General features: G+C 56.7%; 19 protein-coding genes. 3 read left to right on the plus strand and 16 right to left on the minus strand.

Annotated elements, in window-relative coordinates:
• Positions 1-59: 59 nt before the first annotated feature.
• From C1N56_RS17435 to dnaB, 5 genes are all read right to left on the minus strand, one after another.
• Positions 60-1,547 carry a catalase gene (locus C1N56_RS17435; protein ID WP_394517486.1) on the minus strand — a complete coding sequence of 496 codons (1,488 nt, stop codon included), beginning with the start codon at positions 1,545-1,547 and terminating at the stop codon, positions 60-62.
• A 315-nt stretch (positions 1,548-1,862) separates the two neighbouring features.
• Complete coding sequence (locus C1N56_RS17440) at positions 1,863-3,056, minus strand: amino acid aminotransferase (protein WP_031279758.1); 1,194 nt, start codon at positions 3,054-3,056, stop codon at positions 1,863-1,865.
• Between the two features lie 45 nt (positions 3,057-3,101).
• Positions 3,102-3,716: a YitT family protein gene (locus C1N56_RS17445; RefSeq protein ID WP_394516920.1), complete on the minus strand. Its 615-nt coding sequence runs from the start codon at positions 3,714-3,716 to the stop codon at positions 3,102-3,104.
• A 229-nt stretch (positions 3,717-3,945) separates the two neighbouring features.
• Positions 3,946-4,437, minus strand: a complete 492-nt coding sequence (locus C1N56_RS17450; RefSeq protein WP_058757562.1) for an Lrp/AsnC family transcriptional regulator — start codon at positions 4,435-4,437, stop codon at positions 3,946-3,948.
• A gap of 128 nt (positions 4,438-4,565) precedes the next feature.
• On the minus strand, positions 4,566-5,972 hold the full coding sequence (dnaB, locus tag C1N56_RS17455) for a replicative DNA helicase (protein ID WP_021507851.1): 1,407 nt from the start codon (positions 5,970-5,972) through the stop codon (positions 4,566-4,568).
• Positions 5,973-6,045: 73 nt separating this feature from the next.
• Between dnaB and C1N56_RS17460 the strand changes: the two genes are divergently transcribed.
• Complete coding sequence (locus C1N56_RS17460) at positions 6,046-7,029, plus strand: quinone oxidoreductase (protein ID WP_348879883.1); 984 nt, start codon at positions 6,046-6,048, stop codon at positions 7,027-7,029.
• 191 nt (positions 7,030-7,220) lie between these two features.
• Here the strand turns inward: C1N56_RS17460 and pspG are convergent, their stop codons facing one another.
• The 3 genes from pspG to C1N56_RS17475 all read right to left on the minus strand — a co-directional run bounded on the left by pspG (position 7,221) and on the right by C1N56_RS17475 (position 10,030).
• Entirely contained in the window at positions 7,221-7,487 is a 267-nt protein-coding gene (gene pspG / locus C1N56_RS17465) for an envelope stress response protein PspG (protein ID WP_058770016.1), read from the minus strand.
• Positions 7,488-7,696: 209 nt separating this feature from the next.
• The gene (gene dusA, locus C1N56_RS17470; protein ID WP_132465722.1) at positions 7,697-8,692 is read right to left on the minus strand and encodes a tRNA dihydrouridine(20/20a) synthase DusA; all 996 of its coding nucleotides are present in this window, start codon (positions 8,690-8,692) and stop codon (positions 7,697-7,699) included.
• 90 nt (positions 8,693-8,782) lie between these two features.
• Entirely contained in the window at positions 8,783-10,030 is a 1,248-nt protein-coding gene (locus C1N56_RS17475) for a conjugal transfer protein TraF (RefSeq protein ID WP_262264525.1), read from the minus strand.
• A 448-nt stretch (positions 10,031-10,478) separates the two neighbouring features.
• Here C1N56_RS17475 and zur point away from each other — a divergent pair, with 448 nt between their 5' ends.
• Positions 10,479-11,000 carry a zinc uptake transcriptional repressor Zur gene (gene zur / locus C1N56_RS17480; RefSeq protein WP_058780894.1) on the plus strand — a complete coding sequence of 174 codons (522 nt, stop codon included), beginning with the start codon at positions 10,479-10,481 and terminating at the stop codon, positions 10,998-11,000.
• A 70-nt stretch (positions 11,001-11,070) separates the two neighbouring features.
• Here zur and C1N56_RS17485 read toward each other — a convergent pair whose 3' ends face one another.
• The 4 genes from C1N56_RS17485 to C1N56_RS17500 form a co-directional block, all read right to left on the minus strand.
• Positions 11,071-11,283 (minus strand): CsbD family protein, encoded by a 213-nt coding sequence (locus tag C1N56_RS17485; protein ID WP_021507857.1) that lies wholly within the window; start codon positions 11,281-11,283, stop codon positions 11,071-11,073.
• A gap of 159 nt (positions 11,284-11,442) precedes the next feature.
• A complete protein-coding gene (gene dinF, locus C1N56_RS17490; RefSeq protein WP_088515746.1) occupies positions 11,443-12,768 on the minus strand; it encodes an MATE family efflux transporter DinF in 1,326 nt (441 codons plus the stop codon).
• Between the two features lie 128 nt (positions 12,769-12,896).
• A complete protein-coding gene (lexA, locus tag C1N56_RS17495) occupies positions 12,897-13,511 on the minus strand; it encodes a transcriptional repressor LexA (RefSeq protein ID WP_031279762.1) in 615 nt (204 codons plus the stop codon).
• Between the two features lie 105 nt (positions 13,512-13,616).
• Entirely contained in the window at positions 13,617-13,985 is a 369-nt protein-coding gene (locus tag C1N56_RS17500; RefSeq protein ID WP_166719754.1) for a diacylglycerol kinase, read from the minus strand.
• 125 nt (positions 13,986-14,110) lie between these two features.
• On the opposite strand from C1N56_RS17500, the gene plsB reads away from it, so the two are divergent.
• A complete protein-coding gene (gene plsB, locus C1N56_RS17505; protein ID WP_031279763.1) occupies positions 14,111-16,534 on the plus strand; it encodes a glycerol-3-phosphate 1-O-acyltransferase PlsB in 2,424 nt (807 codons plus the stop codon).
• Between the two features lie 135 nt (positions 16,535-16,669).
• Here the strand turns inward: plsB and ubiA are convergent, their stop codons facing one another.
• From ubiA to C1N56_RS17525, 4 genes are all read right to left on the minus strand, one after another.
• Positions 16,670-17,536, minus strand: coding sequence for a 4-hydroxybenzoate octaprenyltransferase (gene ubiA, locus C1N56_RS17510; protein WP_394517487.1), 867 nt, complete (start codon positions 17,534-17,536; stop codon positions 16,670-16,672).
• Between the two features lie 24 nt (positions 17,537-17,560).
• Entirely contained in the window at positions 17,561-18,079 is a 519-nt protein-coding gene (ubiC, locus tag C1N56_RS17515; RefSeq protein WP_010616617.1) for a chorismate lyase, read from the minus strand.
• A gap of 92 nt (positions 18,080-18,171) precedes the next feature.
• Positions 18,172-18,582, minus strand: coding sequence for a phosphate-starvation-inducible protein PsiE (psiE, locus tag C1N56_RS17520; RefSeq protein WP_010616618.1), 411 nt, complete (start codon positions 18,580-18,582; stop codon positions 18,172-18,174).
• A gap of 70 nt (positions 18,583-18,652) precedes the next feature.
• A complete protein-coding gene (locus C1N56_RS17525; protein WP_394516921.1) occupies positions 18,653-19,351 on the minus strand; it encodes a UTRA domain-containing protein in 699 nt (232 codons plus the stop codon).
• Positions 19,352-19,549: the final 198 nt, after the last annotated feature.

The following is a 19,549-nucleotide window of genomic DNA, read 5'->3' on the forward strand; positions in this document are numbered from 1 at the left end:
CGAAAGGTAAACCCTTCAGCGGGAAAAAGCGGCAGAGCGCTTGCTCTGCCGCCGGCGCATCAGTCGCTCAGCTTGTCAGCCAGCGCTTTTACCGTGGTGATATCGTCCTGCGTTACCGCCGCCAGACGCGTGCCGTACTCGCTATCGGCCTTATAAAAGAACGAGAGCATCGCCAGCCGGCTTTGCGCGTCGGCGCTTTTCAGCGCGCCACCGAGAGAGGTGATCAGATCGCCCCGCTCTTTCGCGTTAAAGGAACGATACAGCTCCCCTGCCTGGCGGAAATTCTGCGGTTTGGCGATCATCGCCTGCTGCGTACTGCCGCTAAGCGGCGTATGGCTGTAACGCGCGCTTTGCAGCTCTTCACGCGGATAGATGCGGCTTGGCTGGTAATTAACGCCCTTGTCATCGGCGTTACCGCTATCCATCAGGCCATCCTGATTGCCGTTGCTGACCGGTACGCGCGGCGCGTTGACCGGCAGGCTGAGGCCGTTAGTGCCCACGCGGTACAGTTGGGTGTCAGCATAAGAGAACAGGCGGCCCTGCAGCAGGCGATCTTCAGACGGCTCAATGCCCGGCACCAGATTGGACGGCGCCATCGCCACCTGCTCGGTTTGCTGGAAGAAGTTGTCGACGTTGCGATTCAGCACCATCTGCCCGATTTTCACCTCTGGCACGTTCGGCCAGATTTTGGTGGAGTCGAGCGGATTGAAATCGAACTTATCCAGTTCGCTGGCTTTAATGGTCTGAATGTAGAGATCCCACTTCGGAAACGCTTTGCGGTTAATCGCCGCCACCAGATCTTCTGTCATGTGGCTGTAGCTGCGCCCCTGGATCGCTGCCGATTCAGCCGGATCGAGGTTGCGTTCGCCCTGTAACGTTTTCCAGTGAAACTTCACGTAGTGCACTTCGCCTTTGCTGTTCACAAATTTGTAGGCGTGCACGCTGTTACCGTCCATTTCGCGATAGGTTGCCGGCGTGCCCATGTTGGAGAACAGCATGGTGAGCGCGTGCGTGGCTTCCGGCACGTGGGAGAAGAAATCGAAGGTGCGCGCATCGTTATCGAGGTTAGTGCGCGGATCCGGTTTAAACGCGTGCACCATATCAGGGAACTTGATCGCATCGCGGATGAAGAACACCGGCAGGTTGTTGCCCACCAGATCCCAGTTGCCCTGGCTGGTATAGAATTTGGTGGCAAAACCACGCGGATCGCGCAGCGTTTCCGGCGAATGCTTGCTGTGCACCACGCTGGAGAAGCGCACAAAGACCGGCGTCACCGTTCCCGGTTTAAACACCTCAGCGATAGTCAGATCGCTGATATCTTTGCTGGCGCGAAATTCACCGTGCGCGCCGGTGCCACGTGCGTGCACCACACGTTCCGGAATACGTTCACGATCAAAGCGCTGCAGCTTTTGAATCAGCTGCACGTCCTGTAACAGCACCGGGCCATTGGCGCCGGCAGTTTGTGAATTCTGGTTATCGCCGACCGGCGCGCCGTTATCACGCGTCAGCTCAACGGCCGCAGCAGGCAGTGCGAGCGCCAGCGTCATGGCAATGCAGAGGGGTTTCAGTGCGGAAGGGAAATAGCTCATGGGCGGTTCCTTATTGTGATTGGCGAGCGCTCTGGCAGTGCGCCAAAGCGCGCCGGCAAAAAATAGCGCCCTCACTAACAGGAACACACAAGACCCGTCCCGATTACCCGGGGTTAAGGTGTTATAGCCATGCGGAATGCGGCCGCCAGCCAGCATGGTTGGCAAAGAGAAGCGTGGAAAAGCGGGGGCGGCAGAAGGTACAGCGGGAACAGACAATGTGTGGATGGCTGAAACGGGTGCCTGCCAGCCGCGGGCTGACAGGCACCGCGTCAATTACATTACGGCAGCAAACGCCTCAGCTACCTGATTGACGTTGCGGCTGTTGAGACCGGCGACACACATGCGGCCGCTGGCGATCAGGTACACGCCGAACTCTTCGCGCAGGCGGTCCACCTGCTGTGCGCTCAGGCCGGTGTAGCTGAACATGCCGCGCTGTTTCAGCAGATAATCAAAGTTTTTGCCGGGCAGTTTACTGTTCAGCACATTGACCAGCACCTGGCGCATTTCGATGATGCGCAGGCGCATCGCTTCCACTTCCGCCAGCCAGTTGTTGAGCAGCGCTTCGTCGTTCAGCACGCAGGAAACCACCTGAGCACCGAAGTTCGGCGGGCTGGAGTAGTTGCGACGTACGGTCGCTTTCAGCTGACCCAGCACGCGTGCCGACTCTTCTGCGCTGTCGCAGACAATCGACAGGCCGCCCACGCGCTCACCGTACAGCGAGAAGATTTTCGAGAAGGAGTTGCTCACCAGCGCTGGCAGGCCCGCCGCGGCAATCACGCGAATCGCGTAAGCGTCCTCTTCCATACCGGCACCGAAGCCCTGGTAGGCGATATCGAGGAACGGAATCAGCTCCTGCGCTTTCAGGACCTCAACGGTTTGATCCCACTGCGCATTGGTCAGATCCGCACCGGTCGGGTTGTGGCAGCACGGATGCAGCAACACGATGGATTGCTTCGGCAGCGTTTTCAGTTTGGCGATGAAGGCATCGAACTTCACGCCGTTGGTGGCGTCGTCGTACCACGGGTAGGTGTTAACGTTAAAACCGGCACCGTTAAAGATCGCCACATGGTTTTCCCATGTCGGATCGCTGACCCATACGCTGGCGTCCGGGAAGTAACGCTTCAGGAAATCTGCGCCCACTTTCAGCGCACCGGACCCGCCCAGCGTCTGGATGGAAGCAATGCGCCCCGCCTGCAGCATCGGGTGCTCTTTACCAAACAGCAGCGGCGCAATGGCGTTACGGTACGGACCCAGCCCTTCCATTGGCAGATAGAGCGAAGCCTGATGTGGCTGCGCCTGCAAACGCTCTTCCGCGGCGGCCACCGCCTGCAGCTGAGGAATGATGCCGGCTTCGTTGTAATAGAGGCCGATGCTCAGATTCACCTTGTGGTCACGCGGGTCCTGTTTGAAGGTTTCCATCAGCGACAGAATCGGATCGCCAGCATAGGCATCAACGTTTTGAAACACGGTGCAGATCTCCATGATTATTCATAAATGTGTGGGTCGACGTCATCAAACAAAATAGCGGCCGGGACGGTGATTCATGGCGATGATGAGATTGAGCATCACCGCGCCGGCGATGGAGGCCAGCAGCATCGACAGCGATACCACAAAAAGCGAGGCCAGTACCACACAGGTATCCAGCGCCATTTGCAGTTTGCCGGCGCGCAGACCAGAGCGATCCTGCAGCCAGAGCGCCAGAATATTGATACCACCGAGGCTGGCTTTGTGACGAAACAACACTATAAACCCAATCCCCATCACCACGTTACCGAACAATGTCGCATAAAACGGATTTAGCGCAGAAAAATGGATAAACAGCGGGTGCAAATGGGTGAACAGCGATACCAGCCCCACCGCACAGAAGGTTTTCAGGGTAAATTCCCAGCCCATGCGACGAATGGCCAGCCAGTAAAACGGCAGGTTAATCAGAAAGAAGGCGCTGCCGAACGAAAGCGGTGACAGGTAGCTGATGAGAAAAGCCACGCCCGCCGTACCGCCGGTCAGCGCGCCCGCCTGTTTCAGCAAAATGACGCCAAACGACACCATCAGCGTGCCAAGCACGATAGCCAGCGCATCTTCTGTACGGGTGTGGGGAATGCGGGAAGGTTGTACAGCGTTATCCATGGCGCGATCTCTTTGCAAATGATGGCGTTTATTTGCAAAAAACGCACCACATCGGCGGCTTCCTGTCGCCGCCGATGTGGTGCCAGCGATTATCCAATTGATAACTAAGGCGCTTTATTGCAGGTTTATGTGCATCAATCTGCCGTAAAATAATCGATTCATGCACAAATTCGGTTTCTGGTGCGTGCTTTGCGCGAAAAACGGCACAAATCTGCACCACGCTGGCACATCATGCACTCTTTTGGCGCACTTTGTGCTCGGGGATCATCATCAAGCCGTTCTCTTTTAAACGGTTGAGTACCACCGAGGTTTTCACGTGCGCCACGCTTTGATGGCCAGCGACGAGCTGACTGATCAGCGCGCTCAGCGCCGCTAAATCGGCCACCGCGACTTTTAACAGATAGTCGGCGTCACCAGTGGTTTTGAACGCGTCGACAATCGCCGCTTCCTGCTCCACCATGCGGTGAAAACTCTCTTCGTAATCGGGCGTGTGATTTTTTAGTCGCACCTCGATCAAGCCGACCATGCCCAGCCCTACCGCGTCTGGCGAGAGCCGCGCGTGATAGCCAAGAATAAGATTTGCCTGTTCGAGATTAATGCGCCGGCGTGAACATTGCGACGCCGAAAGTCCGACTAAATCACTGAGTTCCTGGTTGGTAAGGCGGCCGTTAGATTGTAGTAGTGTCAGTATCTTAAGGTCGTAATCGTCTACCTGAGTCATTCTGTATCCACAGCGTTATAGGATTCGCTTTGCTACAGATAACCTGATAATTGACGAGGTTGTCCAACACTATTTTCTGATGACGTGAAATGCATGCACAAATCGTGCATGCAACTGCGGAAGCGCGATTATTCGTCGTCGTATTGCGGTCCGGCGTAGTTATCAAAGCGTGACCACTGGCCGTTGAACGTCAGACGTACTGTGCCGATCGGGCCGTTACGCTGTTTACCGATGATGATCTCGGCGATGCCTTTCAGATCGCTGTTTTCGTGATACACCTCGTCACGATAGATGAACATGATCAGGTCCGCATCCTGCTCGATCGAGCCCGATTCACGCAGATCCGAGTTAACCGGACGCTTATCGGCGCGCTGCTCCAGCGAGCGGTTAAGCTGCGACAGCGCCACCACCGGTACATTGAGCTCTTTCGCCAGCGCTTTAAGCGAGCGTGAGATCTCGGCGATCTCCAGCGTACGGTTGTCAGAGAGCGCCGGTACGCGCATCAGCTGCAGGTAGTCGATCATGATCATGCTCAGGCCGCCGTTTTCACGGAACACGCGGCGCGCGCGTGAACGCACTTCGGTTGGCGTCAGACCGGACGAGTCATCGATGAACATGTTCTTCTTTTCTAACAGGATGCCCATGGTGGCCGAGATGCGCGCCCAGTCTTCATCCTCCAGCTGACCGGTACGGATACGCGTCTGATCAACGCGCGACAGCGAGGCCAGCATACGCATCATCAGCTGTTCGCTGGGCATCTCGAGACTGAAAATCAGCACCGGTTTGTCTGTCAGCATGGCGGCGTTTTCGCACAGGTTCATGGCGAAAGTGGTTTTACCCATCGACGGACGCGCCGCGACAATGATCAGATCTGAACCCTGCAGACCGGCGGTTTTCTTGTTGAGATCCTGATAGCCGGTATCGACGCCGGTGACGCCATCATGCGGCGTTGATACCAGCGCTTCAATGCGCGACACCGTGGCTTCGAGGATCTGCTCAATATTTTGCGGGCCTTCATCTTTATTCGCGCGCTGTTCAGCGATTTTAAAGACGTTCGATTCGGCGAAATCCAGCAGCTCTTCGCTGCTGCGGCCCTGCGGATCGTAACCGGCATCAGCGATCTGGTTAGCCACCGAAATCATCTCACGCACTACCGCACGTTCACGCACGATGTCGGCATAAGCACCGAGGTTTGCCGCACTTGGGGTATTTTTTGCCAGCTCGGCCAGATAGGCAAAGCCGCCCGCCATCTCCAGCTCGCCACGCGTTTCCAGCGACTCTGACAGGGTGATCAGATCGATAGGCTGACCGGCTTCCAGCAGGCGCTGCATTTCAGAGAAAATCATGCGGTGCGAACGGTTGAAGAAATCTTCCGCGACCACGCGCTCGGAGACGTTATCCCAGCGTTCGTTATCCAGCATCAACCCACCGAGCACCGACTGCTCCGCTTCGAGAGAATGCGGCGGCATTTTCACGCCTTCGAGCTGCCGATCGCGGGGTTCGTTCGATTTGTTGGTGGGTTTATTTCCTGCCATAGTGAATGCATTACCGATCGTGAAAGGGACGCGCAAGTATACCGTCCCAGGATGAACAATCACAGGAGTCAGAATGGCAAAGCGAATTCAGTTCAACCAGCACGGCGGCCCGGAAGTATTGCACTGGGTCGATTTCACACTAGCCGATCCCGCCGACTATGAAGTTCAGGTGGAGAACAAGGCGATTGGTATTAACTACATCGATACCTACGTGCGCAGCGGATTGTATCCGGTCTCCTCGCTGCCGTCCGGCCTGGGCACTGAAGCGGCAGGCATCGTGAAAAAAGTGGGCAGCGCGGTTTCGCGTTTCAAGCCGGGCGATCGCGTGGTGTATTGCCAGGCCGCGCTCGGTGCCTACAGCGAGCTGCACAATGTGGCAGAAGATCGGCTGGTGATTCTGCCGGACAGCATCAGCTTTGAGCAGGCTGCGGCCTCTTTCCTCAAGGGCCTGACGGTGCAATATCTGCTGCGTCAGACGTACAAAGTAAAAGCTGATGAAATTTTCCTGTTTCATGCCGCCGCAGGCGGCGTGGGCCTGATTGCCTGCCAGTGGGCGAAAGCGCTGGGCGCGCATTTGATTGGCACCGTCGGGTCTGCGGAGAAAGCGCAGATCGCCAAAGATGCCGGCGCCTGGGCCACCATCAATTATCGCGAAGAGGATATCGCCCAGCGCGTCAGCGAACTGACCAACGGTGAAAAAGTGGCGGTAGTGTACGACTCAGTGGGTAAAGATACCTGGGAACCCTCCCTCGACAGCCTGCGCCGCCACGGCCTGATGGTGAGCTTTGGTAATGCCTCCGGCCCGGTGACCGGCGTTGACCTCGGCATTCTCAACAAGAAAGGCTCGCTGTTTGTCACCCGCCCTTCCCTGTTTGGCTATATCACCAACCGTGAAGAGCTCGATCGCGCCAGCGGCGAACTGTTTTCGCTCATCGCCAGCCGCGCTATTCAGCTTAACGTGCCGGAGCAGCAGAAATTTGCCCTGAGCGATGCGGTACGTGCGCATCAGGTGCTGGAGAGTCGTGCCACTCAGGGTTCCAGCCTGTTGATTCCCTGATAGCAGAAATGACGAAGGGCTTCCCGAAGGAAGCCCTTTTCTTTCTTTTTTATAGTTCGCGCTGGTGTAGGGACAGCGGCGATGAATTCGTCTGAATTTCTTTACCTATCCTGACAGAAAACATAAGTAAAAAATATGTTTAATTGCGAATTCGTACTAAGCAATCACCAACTCTGTGATCGTAACCGCATTTAGCGCCAGCTTCTCTTCTCTAAGTCGCTGATTTTCCTTTTCAGCCGGTTAAGTTTCACCTCTCCCTGCGGCGTGGTAAATGCGCGATACAGCCACACGGCGACCACCGCCAGCACCAGCCACGGCAACAATTTTATAACAAGCGCAAACAGCCCGCCGAGAAACATCACCACGGTGGCCACCAGCAGCGCGGCGATCACGCCCAGCAGCGATACGCCAGTCAGCAGCAGCATCATAAAAAAGCCGATAACGAATAATATTTCCACGAGCGCTCTCCTGTATCAGTAATGCAGAAGGTATTACAAGATACGTGCCAGGTCGTGCCAATCGCTAAGCCATTGAATTATCGCTTTGATGCAGGACAGAGGAGAAGTTGATTTGGTGAAATTGACTAACTGGTGGTGAATTAAAAACCGCACGACGAAACCGTGCGGTTTAAACCGTCCTGCCAGCCTGACCAGGCCGGCTCGCGGGATCAGGCTTCCTGCACGATGCGGTCAGCCACCAGCGCCAGCGCCGCTTCCAGCACGCGGACGTCTGCGCCCGGTTTGTGGGCATTTTCGCTCAGATGACGGCGCCACTGGCGCGCGCCGGGAATGCCCTGGAACAGGCCCAGCATGTGGCGCGTAATGTGTCCCAGATAGGTGCCCTGTGCCAGTTCGGCTTCGATGTAAGGGTACATGGAACGCACCACGGCGACCGGATCGGCCACCGGTGTCTCGCGGCCAAACAGCTGGCGATCAACCTGCGCCAGAATGCCGGGATTTTGATAGGCCTCGCGCCCCATCATCACGCCGTCCAGGTGCTGCAGATGCGCTTTGGCCTCATCGAGCGTCTTAACGCCGCCGTTAATGGCTATGGTCAGCGCCGGGAAATCCCGCTTCAGCTGATACACGCGCGGATAGTCGAGCGGTGGAATTTCACGGTTCTCTTTCGGGCTGAGACCCGATAGCCACGCTTTACGCGCATGAATAATGAACGTATCACAACCGCCCTGCTGCGCCACGGTGCCGACAAAATCGCACAGGAAGGCGTAGCTATCCTGGTCGTCAATACCGATGCGGGTTTTCACCGTGACCGGAATGCTGACCACATCGCGCATCGCTTTGATACAGTCCGCGACCAGCGCCGCCTCACCCATCAGGCACGCGCCAAAACGGCCGTTCTGTACCCGATCGGACGGACAACCGACGTTCAGGTTGATCTCATCGTATCCGCGCGCTTCTGCCAGCTTTGCACAGGTTGCCAGCGCAGCCGGATCGCTACCGCCCAGCTGCAGCGCCAGCGGATGCTCCGCCTCGCTATAGGCCAGATAGTCGCCTTTGCCGTGGATGATGGCCCCGGTGGTCACCATTTCGGTGTACAGCAGCGTGTCGCCGCTCAGCTGACGGTGAAAATAGCGACAGTGACGGTCGGTCCAGTCCAGCATCGGGGCGATGGAGAAACGTTGCGAAGAGAATGTATCGGTCATGAAACGCAGTAAATCCGCAGTTAAGTGATGAGAAACTGCGCAATGATATCACAGCTGTGACGGGCGACACAGCCGCCCGTCATCGTGTGGTCAGAAGTTAAACCCGAGCTGCACCATGGCGCCCCAGGTATTGTCTTTGCCGACCGAACCGGCCAGGTCCAGATGCACCGCATTGTTGAACGGCGACACGCCGAGACCGGCCGTAAACACATCGGTGTCATTCGACTTCATATCCGCGCGATAGCCGGCACGCAGCGCCAGCCAGTCCAGCACGCGATATTCACCACCCACGCCAGCGTACTGACTACTCTCCTGCGATTTAAAACGTTTGGTTTCGGTCAGATCGACATCGCCGGTCAGGGTAAAGGGTCCGCGATTCCACGCCAGTCCGGTAGTTACCAGCGGGCGAATCTGATACGTATCGCGATAGCCGTTAACCTCTTTGGTGTCGATATCGCGCGATACCAGGTTCTGCCCGGTCACGCCGAAGGTCCAGTTCTCCGCGAAGTCGGTAGCGATACCGGCATCGACGTTGAAACCGGTATCGGTGCTGCGATAGCGGCTGTCGTTAATATCATTCTTGTCGTAGTTATAAACGCTGGCGGTGTAGTTATACAGCCAGGTTTTCTGCAGCTTCGGCGTGACGCCAACGGAGACCGGGTGACCGGCGATGGTGAACTCATGTGCCATTGCGACGCCGTAATCGGTGATCAGCGCAGCCAGGCCGTTGGCGCTGGATCGCAGATTATTTTGGTCGCCCGGCAAAGGAATGCGGCCATTTGCGACCTGATCCAGATAATCAATATCGCTCTGTACTACGTTAGCGCGGATGTGCGCCGTGCCGTAGGCTTTGGTGATGAAGGCGAAAGGAAGGGTCTCGTTGGGAATGCTGACGGCTAACGCCACGCCTGCGGTGCCATTCGCTTTATCACCGCGCAGATCGCGCAGCTGATTGGCCATATCACCTGCCGCGGCTCTGACCTGAGGCGCGCCATTGATGATCTCCGGCAGCGTGATGTTGTTGATCACGTCACGATAGCGGTCCACCGTATCAGTAATTTCGTCTACGCGATCCACTAATTTGTCTTTGTCAGTAATCTGCACACCGGCTGAAGGAAAAATGATGCTGACGTTATCTTCAGGCTGCGCTTTGGTCATCAATGCCGGGTTAGCCAGCACTGCCGAGCTCCAGGTTGAGGAAGCGACACCGGTTCCCCCCATGGCATCGTTACGCGCATCGTACCAGGTGCCAGCAGCAAATGCTGATGAGGTAAAAAATACCGCATTAAAACCAACAACATAAGCAATTTTCTTGCGTCTGAATAATGTCTTCACCATGAGTCTGCCATCACCTTTTAATTGTCGTGGACTGTCTCTACGACGGAATAGTTTATTAGCCCTATTCTGAACGCTGGCTAACGCTTTATTGCTGTGAATTGAAAGGAATTAGCATTGCTATTCGCAGAATTGGTCACGCCCGCACCATTCTGCTGTTGTTTTATGCAGAAATATGAACGTCAGCTAAATTGATGCCAGAAATTACTTAAAACCTTTTGAACCATAGCCACTAAGTCAGTGAGTTGCAAAGCAAAAAGATGGGTTAACCTGTGAGAAAAAACTCAGGAAGGAAAAGCATGGCTTAACAGAAGGAGGTACCAGGACGCAACGCGGCAGATAAGTGGCTGAAAGCCGGACATTTCCTGGATGATATAAGGTAAAAAAGCAATGGCAGCAGCGTAAAAGTTTGTGTGATAAAATAACATCACCCATCACCTGGAGAATGCTTATGCCAAACCTCACGCCCGAACAACTGCTCACGCAGGCTGAATCTCTGTGCCTTGACCGTGGCGTGCGCCTCACTACGCAGCGCGCAGAAGTGCTGCGCCTGATGGCGGAGCAGAACGGTTCCATTAGCGCTTACGATTTGCTGGACCAGCTGCGCATCAGTGAACCCCAGGCGAAACCACCAACTATTTATCGCGCGCTGGATTTCCTGCTGGAGCAGGGATTTATTCATCGGGTGGAGTCAAATAACAGTTATGTGGTGTGCCACCATTTCGACGAGCCGGCGCACACATCGGTGATGCTGGTGTGCGACAACTGTGCCGCCGTCAGTGAGAAGCACGCGCACGGCGTGGAAAAGATCATTGCCGGGTTGGCCGATCAGGCAGGTTTTACCTTACGTCATAGCGTTATTGAGGCGCACGGCTTGTGTGAAAACTGTGCCGAAGTGGCGGCCTGCACGCAGCCGGGTAGCTGTCAGCACGATCATGAAGTGGAAACTAAGAAGAAGGTGCGTAAAGGGTAACTGGCACGTCCGTATGCCAGGCCGATCGTAACGATCAGCGGGTAGGAGCATCATCCTTAAAGCGGGAGACTTACCAGCGGTAATCTTTGTTTTGACTTTCCCAGTCTTTCAATTCACGTTCAGCTTCATCTTTGGCGTAACCGTAACGTTCCTGGATTTTACCCACCAGCTGATCGCGTTTCCCTTCGATCACGGTCAAATCGTCGTCGGTCAACTTGCCCCATTTCTCTTTAAACTTCCCTTTAAACTGCTTCCAGTTTCCGCTCGCTTCGTCTTTGTTCATAACAATCCTCCACGTCTTCCTGAGTGAGATGGTGTATTTCTCATGTAATACCGGAAATAACCATATAACGCGCTGCTTATCTGCGCCGTTTGAGATAATTATAGTTGCCGCTTCGGATTGTGCACGGAATTACAGATTATTCTGGTGCCTGCGCTGCGCTTATGGCTGGCTGAACCAGCTGTCACGCTGCCAGTGGCGGCGCCACATCCATCCCAGCGTCAGGCCGCGCAGCGCCAGAAACACCGTGATCGCCAGCCATAAACCGTGATTCCCTAACCACGGCAGCGTCAGCAAAGTGATGCCGAAACCGGCTGCTGCCATGATCATGCTGTTACGCATTTCGCGGCCGCGCGTCGCGCCAATGAACATGCCGTCCAGCAGATAACACCAGACGCCGACCAGCGGTAAAATCACCTGCCACAGCAGAAAGCGATCGGCCATCTCACGCAGCGGCTGCAGCGAGGTAAGCAGCGCAACAATGTGCGGCCCGCTGAGCGCATAAATAAGCGCAAACAGCAGCGCAACGATACCCGCCTGGCGACAGGCGGCATGCCAGATCAGCAGCAGCCGGCTGCGATCTTTTGCCCCTACCGCTTCACCCGAGCAGGCTTCCACCGCGTAAGCAAAGCCGTCCAGCGCATAGGCAGTAAACGTCAGGAACATCAACAGCACCGCATTGACCGCAACCACATCCGGTCCGATGCGTGCACCCAGCAGGGTCAGCGAGGCGAAGCAGATCTGCAGCATGAGCGAGCGCAGCATGATGTCGCGATTAAGGCGAAATAACCGCGCCGCGTCACCGCGCCAGCTGTTTTTCAGCAGTTTGAAATCGATACCGCGCAGTTTCAGCACGCGCGCCACCATCCATAATCCCACTGCCAGCGTCACGTATTCGGCCAGCGCCGTGGCGGCGGCGGCACCGGCAACGCCCCAGTGCAGTTTCAGCACCAGCAGCAGATCGAGCAGGATGTTAACCAGGTTTCCGACAATCAGCAGAACCATCGGCGCACGCGCATACTGCACGCCCAGTAGCCAGCCGAGAATCACCAGGTTAGCCAGCGTAGCCGGTGCGCTCAGCCAGCGGATTTCAATGAAGATCTGCGCCTGCTGCTGGACTTCCGCGCTGCCGCCCATCAGCGTTGCCGCCAGACTACTGGCAGGAGAACGCAGCAGCGCCAGCAGCAACCCGGCGGCGAGGGCGATCAGCAGCGGCTGCATCAGTGCGCGCGCCAGTGCCTGTTTATCGCCGGCCCCGAAGGCCTGCGCGGTTAAACCGGTGGTGCTCATACGCAGAAAAAGCAGCAGCATAAAGATGAAGCTGGTTGCCGTGGTGCCTACGGCCACGCCGCCGAGGTAGATCGGGCTATCAAGATGGCCAATCACGGCGGTATCGACCACGCCGAGCAGCGGCACGGTGATATTGGAGAGGATCATTGGCAACGCCAGTCGCCACAGCGCTTTATCAGAAGAGGAAAATAGCTGCATCAGCCCCATCCCGAGGGTTACGGTGGTCGGCCTGAGCGAGCGCCTTACGGGCCGGGAACAAAAGTATGATTAGAGCAGACTGCGGACAGCGCGCGAGCGCCGCCGCAGCGGGGGAGATCAACCGGGTTTCAGAGCCACTCGCCGTTGCGCACGATGCCTACGGCCAGCCCTTCCACGGTCAGCGACTGTTCACGGGTATCCACGACAATCGGCTGGAAATCATTGTTTTCCGGCAGCAGCTGGACAATCGCGCCCTGCTTCTTCCAGCGTTTCACCGTGACTTCATCATCAATACGCGCAACCACCACCTGGCCATTGCGCACTTCCTGTGTTTTATGCACCGCGAGCAGATCGCCGTCCATAATGCCGATATCTTTCATCGACATACCGCTGACGCGCAGCAGGAAATCGGCAGAGGGTTTGAACAGGTTGGCGTCGACCTGATAGTGGGCTTCGATATGTTCCTGCGCCAGCAGCGGTTCACCGGCGGCAACGCGACCGATCAGTGGCAGCCCTTCACTCGCCTCTTCTTCCATCAGCAGGCGGATACCGCGCGATGCACCGGAGACGATTTCAATGACACCTTTACGCGCCAGCGCTTTCAGGTGCTCTTCAGCAGCGTTAGGCGAGCGGAAGCCCAGTTGCGAAGCAATTTCAGCACGCGTTGGCGGCATGCCGGTCTGATTAATATGGTCGCGAATCAGGTCATAGACCTGTTGCTGCCTGCTGGTTAACGCTTTCATCCCGCCCCCTGGTTGTTTATACAGTCGCTGTGAGTATATACAGGTATTGGCGAAATGAAAACCGAAACAGAGGGAAAAATCAGCGGCTTGATGAATGTGGAATGTTTATCGCAAATGCGACCAAAGCAGCGCGATCCAGACAAACAGAGCCAGTAAGATAGCCAGCAGTACCGCCGCCGAGCCCATGTCTTTGGCGCGTCCCGCCAGCGGATGGCGCTCCTGACCGATGCGGTCCACCACGGCTTCGATGGCACTATTAAGGATCTCAACAATGACCACCAGCACCACCGAGCCAATCAGCAACACACGCGTGATGACATCGACATCCAGCCAGCAGGCGATGGCAACCGCGACCAGTGCGGCAATCGCCTCCTGGCGAAAAGCGGCTTCATGCTGCCAGGCAGCGCGCAGCCCCTGCCAGGAATAACCGGCGGCTTTAATGATTCTCAGGAAACCGGTGACGTTATTTGCCATGTTGTGGAACCCTTAACTGTTTTTGACGTCAATGTCTGGGCGCGCGAGGTGGCACAGCCACAGATCTTCGCCGCACTTTCTGGTATGCTTGCCGCGCTTTGCTAACAAGAGGCTTCAAGTTGTCTATGTCAGGTTGGCGTAAACTCTATTACAAATTGTTGAATTTACCACTCTCTATTTTGGTAAAAAGTAAGGTCATTCCGACCGATCCGATCTCGGAACACGGTATCGATCCGACCCGTCCGGTGATGTATGTTTTGCCTTATGATTCAAAGGCGGACCTGCTCACGCTACGCGCACAGTGCCTGAAGCACGATCTGCCGGATCCGCTGGCGCCGCTGGAGATTGACGGCACCCTGCTGCCGCGCCACGTATTTATTCACGATGGGCCGCGCGTCTTCCCCTATTTCGTGGCGAACCCGGAGTCGGTCAAGCTGTTCCATGACTACCTCGATCTGCACCGCAACAATGCGGCGCTGGACGTACAGATGCTGCCGGTTTCCGTGATGTTTGGCCGTGCGCCAGGCCGTGAAATTCAGGGCGAACCGACGCCACATCTGCGTATTCTTAACGGTATACAGAAGTTCTTTGCCATCCTGTGGCACGGTCGCGACAGCTTTGTCCGTTTCTCACCCACAGTTTCACTGCGTCAGATGGCCACCGAACACGGTACCGATCAGTCGATCGCGCAGAAGCTGGCACGTGTCGCGCGCATTCATTTTGCCCGCCAGCGGCTGGCAGCCGTCGGCCCGCGTCTGCCGGCACGCCAGGATTTGTTCAACAAGCTGCTGCAATCCAAAGCGATTGAGAAAGCGGTTGAAGACGAAGCGCGCAGCAAGAAGATTTCGCATGAAAAAGCCCAGCAGAACGCCATCGAAATGATGGAAGAAGTGGCGGCGGATTTCTCGTACGAAGCGATCCGCGTGACTGACCGTGTGATGGGCTGGCTGTGGAGTCGACTCTATCAGGGCATTAACGTGCACGGCGGCGAACGCGTGCGCCAGCTGGCGCAGGATGGTCACGAAATTGTTTACGTGCCATGCCACCGCAGCCACATGGATTATCTGCTGCTGTCCTACGTGCTCTATCATCAGGGCCTGGTGCCGCCGCACATTGCTGCCGGTATCAATCTCAACTTCTGGCCAGCCGGACCGATTTTCCGTCGCCTCGGTGCCTTCTTTATTCGTCGTACCTTTAAAGGCAACAAGCTCTACTCCACGGTGTTCCGCGAGTATCTGGGCGAGCTGTTCAGCCGCGGCTATTCGGTTGAGTATTTTGTTGAGGGCGGGCGCTCACGTACTGGCCGTCTGCTCGACCCGAAAACCGGCACGCTGTCGATGACGTTACAGGCGCTGCTGCGCGGCGGCAGCCGTCCTATCACCTTTGTGCCGATCTACATCGGTTATGAGCACGTGATGGAAGTCGGCACTTATGCCAAAGAGCTGCGCGGTGCCGCGAAAGAGAAAGAGGGTTTCATGCAGATGGTGCGCGGCCTGCGCAAGCTGCGTAACCTCGGTCAGGGCTATGTGAACTTCGGTGAGCCGCTGTCGCTGGTTAACTATCTTAACAAACAGGTTCCGGAGTGGCGCGACGCGATTGACCCTATCGATCCTCAGCGTCCGGCGTGGATGACGCCGGTAGTGAACGATATCGCGGCACGTCTGATGGTACGCATCAACGAAGCCGGCGCGGCCAACGCCATGAACCTGTGCGTGACCGCGCTGCTGGCATCGCGCCAGCGTTCGCTGACGCGTGAACAGCTGACGGAACAGCTGGAGTGCTACACCCAGCTGCTGCGCAATGTGCCGTACTCACCCGAGTCAACCGTGCCGGATCTCAGCGCTGAAGCGCTGCTCGATCACGCCATGGGCATGAACAAGTTCGAGACCGAGCAGGACAGTATTGGCGAGATCATCATTCTGCCGCGCGAGCAGGCGGTGCTGATGACCTACTATCGCAACAACATCCACCATATGCTGGTGATGCCGTCGCTGATTGCCGCTATCGTGCAGCAGCATCGGGAGATCAGCGAGGCGGAACTGCTGCGCCAGGTCAGCCTGGTCTATCCGATGCTGAAGAGCGAACTGTTCCTGCGCTGGGACAGTGCCGAACTGCCAGCCCTGCTGAATGCGCTCTGCGCCGAAATGGCGCGGCAGGGGCTGATCACCGTACAGGAAGGCCAGCTGAAAATGAGTGCGGCGCGTTACCGTACGCTGCAGCTGCTGGCGGCCGGGATTCGTGAAACGCTGCAGCGTTTCGCCATCACCTTCGCCATTCTCAGCGCCAAGCCGACCATTAACCGTGGCACGCTGGAGAAAGAGAGCCGCACGCTGGCTCAGCGTCTGTCAGTGCTGCACGGTATCAATGCGCCGGAGTTCTTCGACAAGGCGGTCTTTACCGCGCTGGTGCTGTCGCTGCGTGATGAAGGCTATATCAGTGATTCCGGTGATGCGGATGCTGAACGTACCAATATGATGTGGCAGATGCTGGCCGAACTGGTCACCAGCGATGTCCGTCTGACCATTGAGAGTGCCGTAGCGCACGACTAATGGGCGACTGAAAACCGCGGCGCATCTGTCACACGCCAGATTGCGCCGCGGTTTTTGTTGTCAGAATTCAGGCGTGAAAAGAACGCGCTTCCCACTACGGCGACCGGCGCGCCGCCGGGGTTAATCACCCCATCATCAGAACAGCGCAACAAACGGCTGGGTATTAAGCAGCACGCCAATAAACAGCACCAGGCCAACGTAGTTGTTGTTGAGGAATGCCTGGAAGCACAGCTCACGTTCACGCCCGGCAATCAGTTTCTGCTGATGCACAAACAGCCCGCCCGCCAGCAGCAGCGACCAGTAAAACGCACCGTTCAGATGCAGTAAAATGCCCACCAGCGCCATCAGGCCCAGCGCGGCCAGCTGTAACAGCCCGATAATCAGCTTGTCGTAACGCCCAAACAGAATCGCCGTCGATTTCACGCCAATCTTCAGATCGTCGTCGCGGTCAACCATGGCGTACTGGGTGTCATAAGCCACCGTCCAGCAAATATTGGCGAGAAACACCAGCCAGCAGACAAAGGGTAAGGACTCACTAACCGCCGCCCAGCCCATCGGAATCGCCCAGCCAAACGCCGCGCCCAGCACCACCTGCGGCAGATGGGTATAACGCTTCATAAAGGGATAAACCCACGCCAGCGCCAGCCCGCCAAATGACAGCAGAATGGTCATGCGGTTCATGGTCAGCACCAGCAGGAACGCCAGCAGACCGAGGCCGGCGAACAGCAGTTTCGCCTCTTTCTCCGTTACCGCGCCGCTGGCTAACGGTCGCGCGGCGGTGCGTTTCACGTGGCCGTCGACGTTACGGTCGGCATAATCGTTGATCACGCAGCCCGCCGCACGCATCACAAACACGCCAGGGACGAACACCACCAGCACCGACAGCGGCGGAATCGCCATGCCGGACAGCCACAGCGCCCACAGTGTCGGCCACAGCAGGAGCAGCGTGCCAATCGGTTTATCAATACGCATCAGGCGACTATAGGCCTGCCATTTGCTCATGGTTAAAGTCTTTTGCACGGGGCGTTATCCTTGCTTCAGCGCGCGGTACAGCGGCGACGCCGGTAAAAACAGTTCAGTTAACAGCAGCGGTTTGCCGGACAGGCGCAGCCGCGAGCGGCGTCCCCACAGGTCATCAATCTGGCCCGGATCGATAAAATCGCGGCTCAGCGTCGAGGAGGAAAACAGGTAGCGTCCCAGTGGCCGCGTGCCGAGATTTTGCAGCATCTGTTCCGGCCCGTTCAGCGTGCTCTCCGGCACCACGGTTCGGCCAATCAGCCAGGGTTCATTGTCACCGCACAGCACGATTTCACGCAGCCAGAAGCGCGTGTCGGCAGGCAGAAACGCCGCTTCCTGCGGCATCTCATCGGCGGTAATGAACGCTTCCCGCAGCAGTTGTACGGTAACCTGCTGGCAGTGCTGCTCAAAGCGGCGCGTCATTGAGTCTTCTTCCAGCAGCCAGTCAAGCAGCGGCGGTGAAAGTAACGGGGAAGAGGCTGGCAGCCAGTGCAGTGCGCGTAACTGGCGCAGCGCGTCATGCGACATCAGGACATCTCCGGTAAAAAAGTTGCCCTAGTGTAGCGCACCGCGCTCAGCGTGACACATCTGCTTGTGCCACGCTGGCGTCGCGGGAGGAATTACTCGCGTTTCAGGCGGTTACTGTTGGCCAGCCACAGCGTCACCACCAGAATCAAAATGGCCGCCGAGTAGCACAACGTATCGAAAGGATTTTTATGGTCGACAATGATCAGACGAATAATCGCCGTGATGCCGATATAGACGAAGTAGCGCAGCGGAAAGTGATAGCCGGACTGAAAGTACTTCACAATCAGCGCGATAAACTCGAAGTAGAGAAAGTAGATCACAATGCCTTCGATCAGCAGATACGAGGACGCCTGCTCACCGGTGCTGAACAGCACATTCGCCAGGTGAATGGTCTCTTTACCAAGAAACACTACCAGAATAACGGCCAGAATCACCAGGCCAATGTTCAGTACCCATTGTAATACCGAAGCAATAAGCTGCCCCGCCGCTGGTTTTGTTGTCATTATTTTGCGCCTCAGATGACGAGATTCTTCTGGCGCTATCATGCTGTAATGTGATCTAAATCACAATACATCACACTTCAACATCAACACACAGCGCGTCGTAACGCCAGTACTCACAGTCGCAGTCAATCACCCGCTTATGCTGGTCACGGTTGATACGCGTAATCAGCAGGCCGGGCGTACCGCTCGCTACGTTCAGTGCGGGCGCCGCCCGCGCCGGAAGCGGACCGGGCAAAATGGTAAACCGTGCGCCGCCATAGTGAATGCCGTAGCGCTGGTCATACAGATCGGTCAGCGAGCGGGTGAGATCTTCACGCAGCAGACCGGGAAAGAAGGCCGGATTGAGGTAATGCTCGACGTACAGCACCGCGCGGCCATCAATGCGGCGCAGGCGGCGAATGCGGTACACCTGATCGCCTTCCAGCAGTTGCAGGTGACGCGCAATTGCCAGCTGCGCCGGCACCTCGCGCGCCTCCATCACCTCAGTGCTGGCAATGCGCCCCTGCTGCAGCGCCATGGCGTGAAAGTGGCTGTGATGTGCCGGGTTATAGATGAGACGCGGCGGCGCAATAAACCAGCCGCGCCGCAGTTCGCGGTAGATGACGCCCTGCGCTTCCAGCAGGCCAAGCGCTTCACGCAGCGTGATGCGCGTGGTGGAATATTGTTCGCTCAACGCGCGCTCGGCCGGTAATCGTCTGGTGACAAACTCTCCGTTTTCAATCCGTACGCATAGTGCGGCGGCGATCACATCTGCGGTTTTCGACGACATTTTTTTAGCCTCATTTTGGGGCAAATCTGCACTATGACAGTTCGATGACTACAATGTGACAAGGCACATCCCACGCTTTAGCGCGCTGTAACCGCATGTGGAACGACGCGCCACATCCCATTTCAACACCCCGGTCATAAAACCTTCATCTATCCGGGCTACATTGGCTCGGTTCTTGCTGGACTAGACCACGACGAC

Source organism: Pantoea sp. SGAir0175 (genome assembly GCF_043547855.1).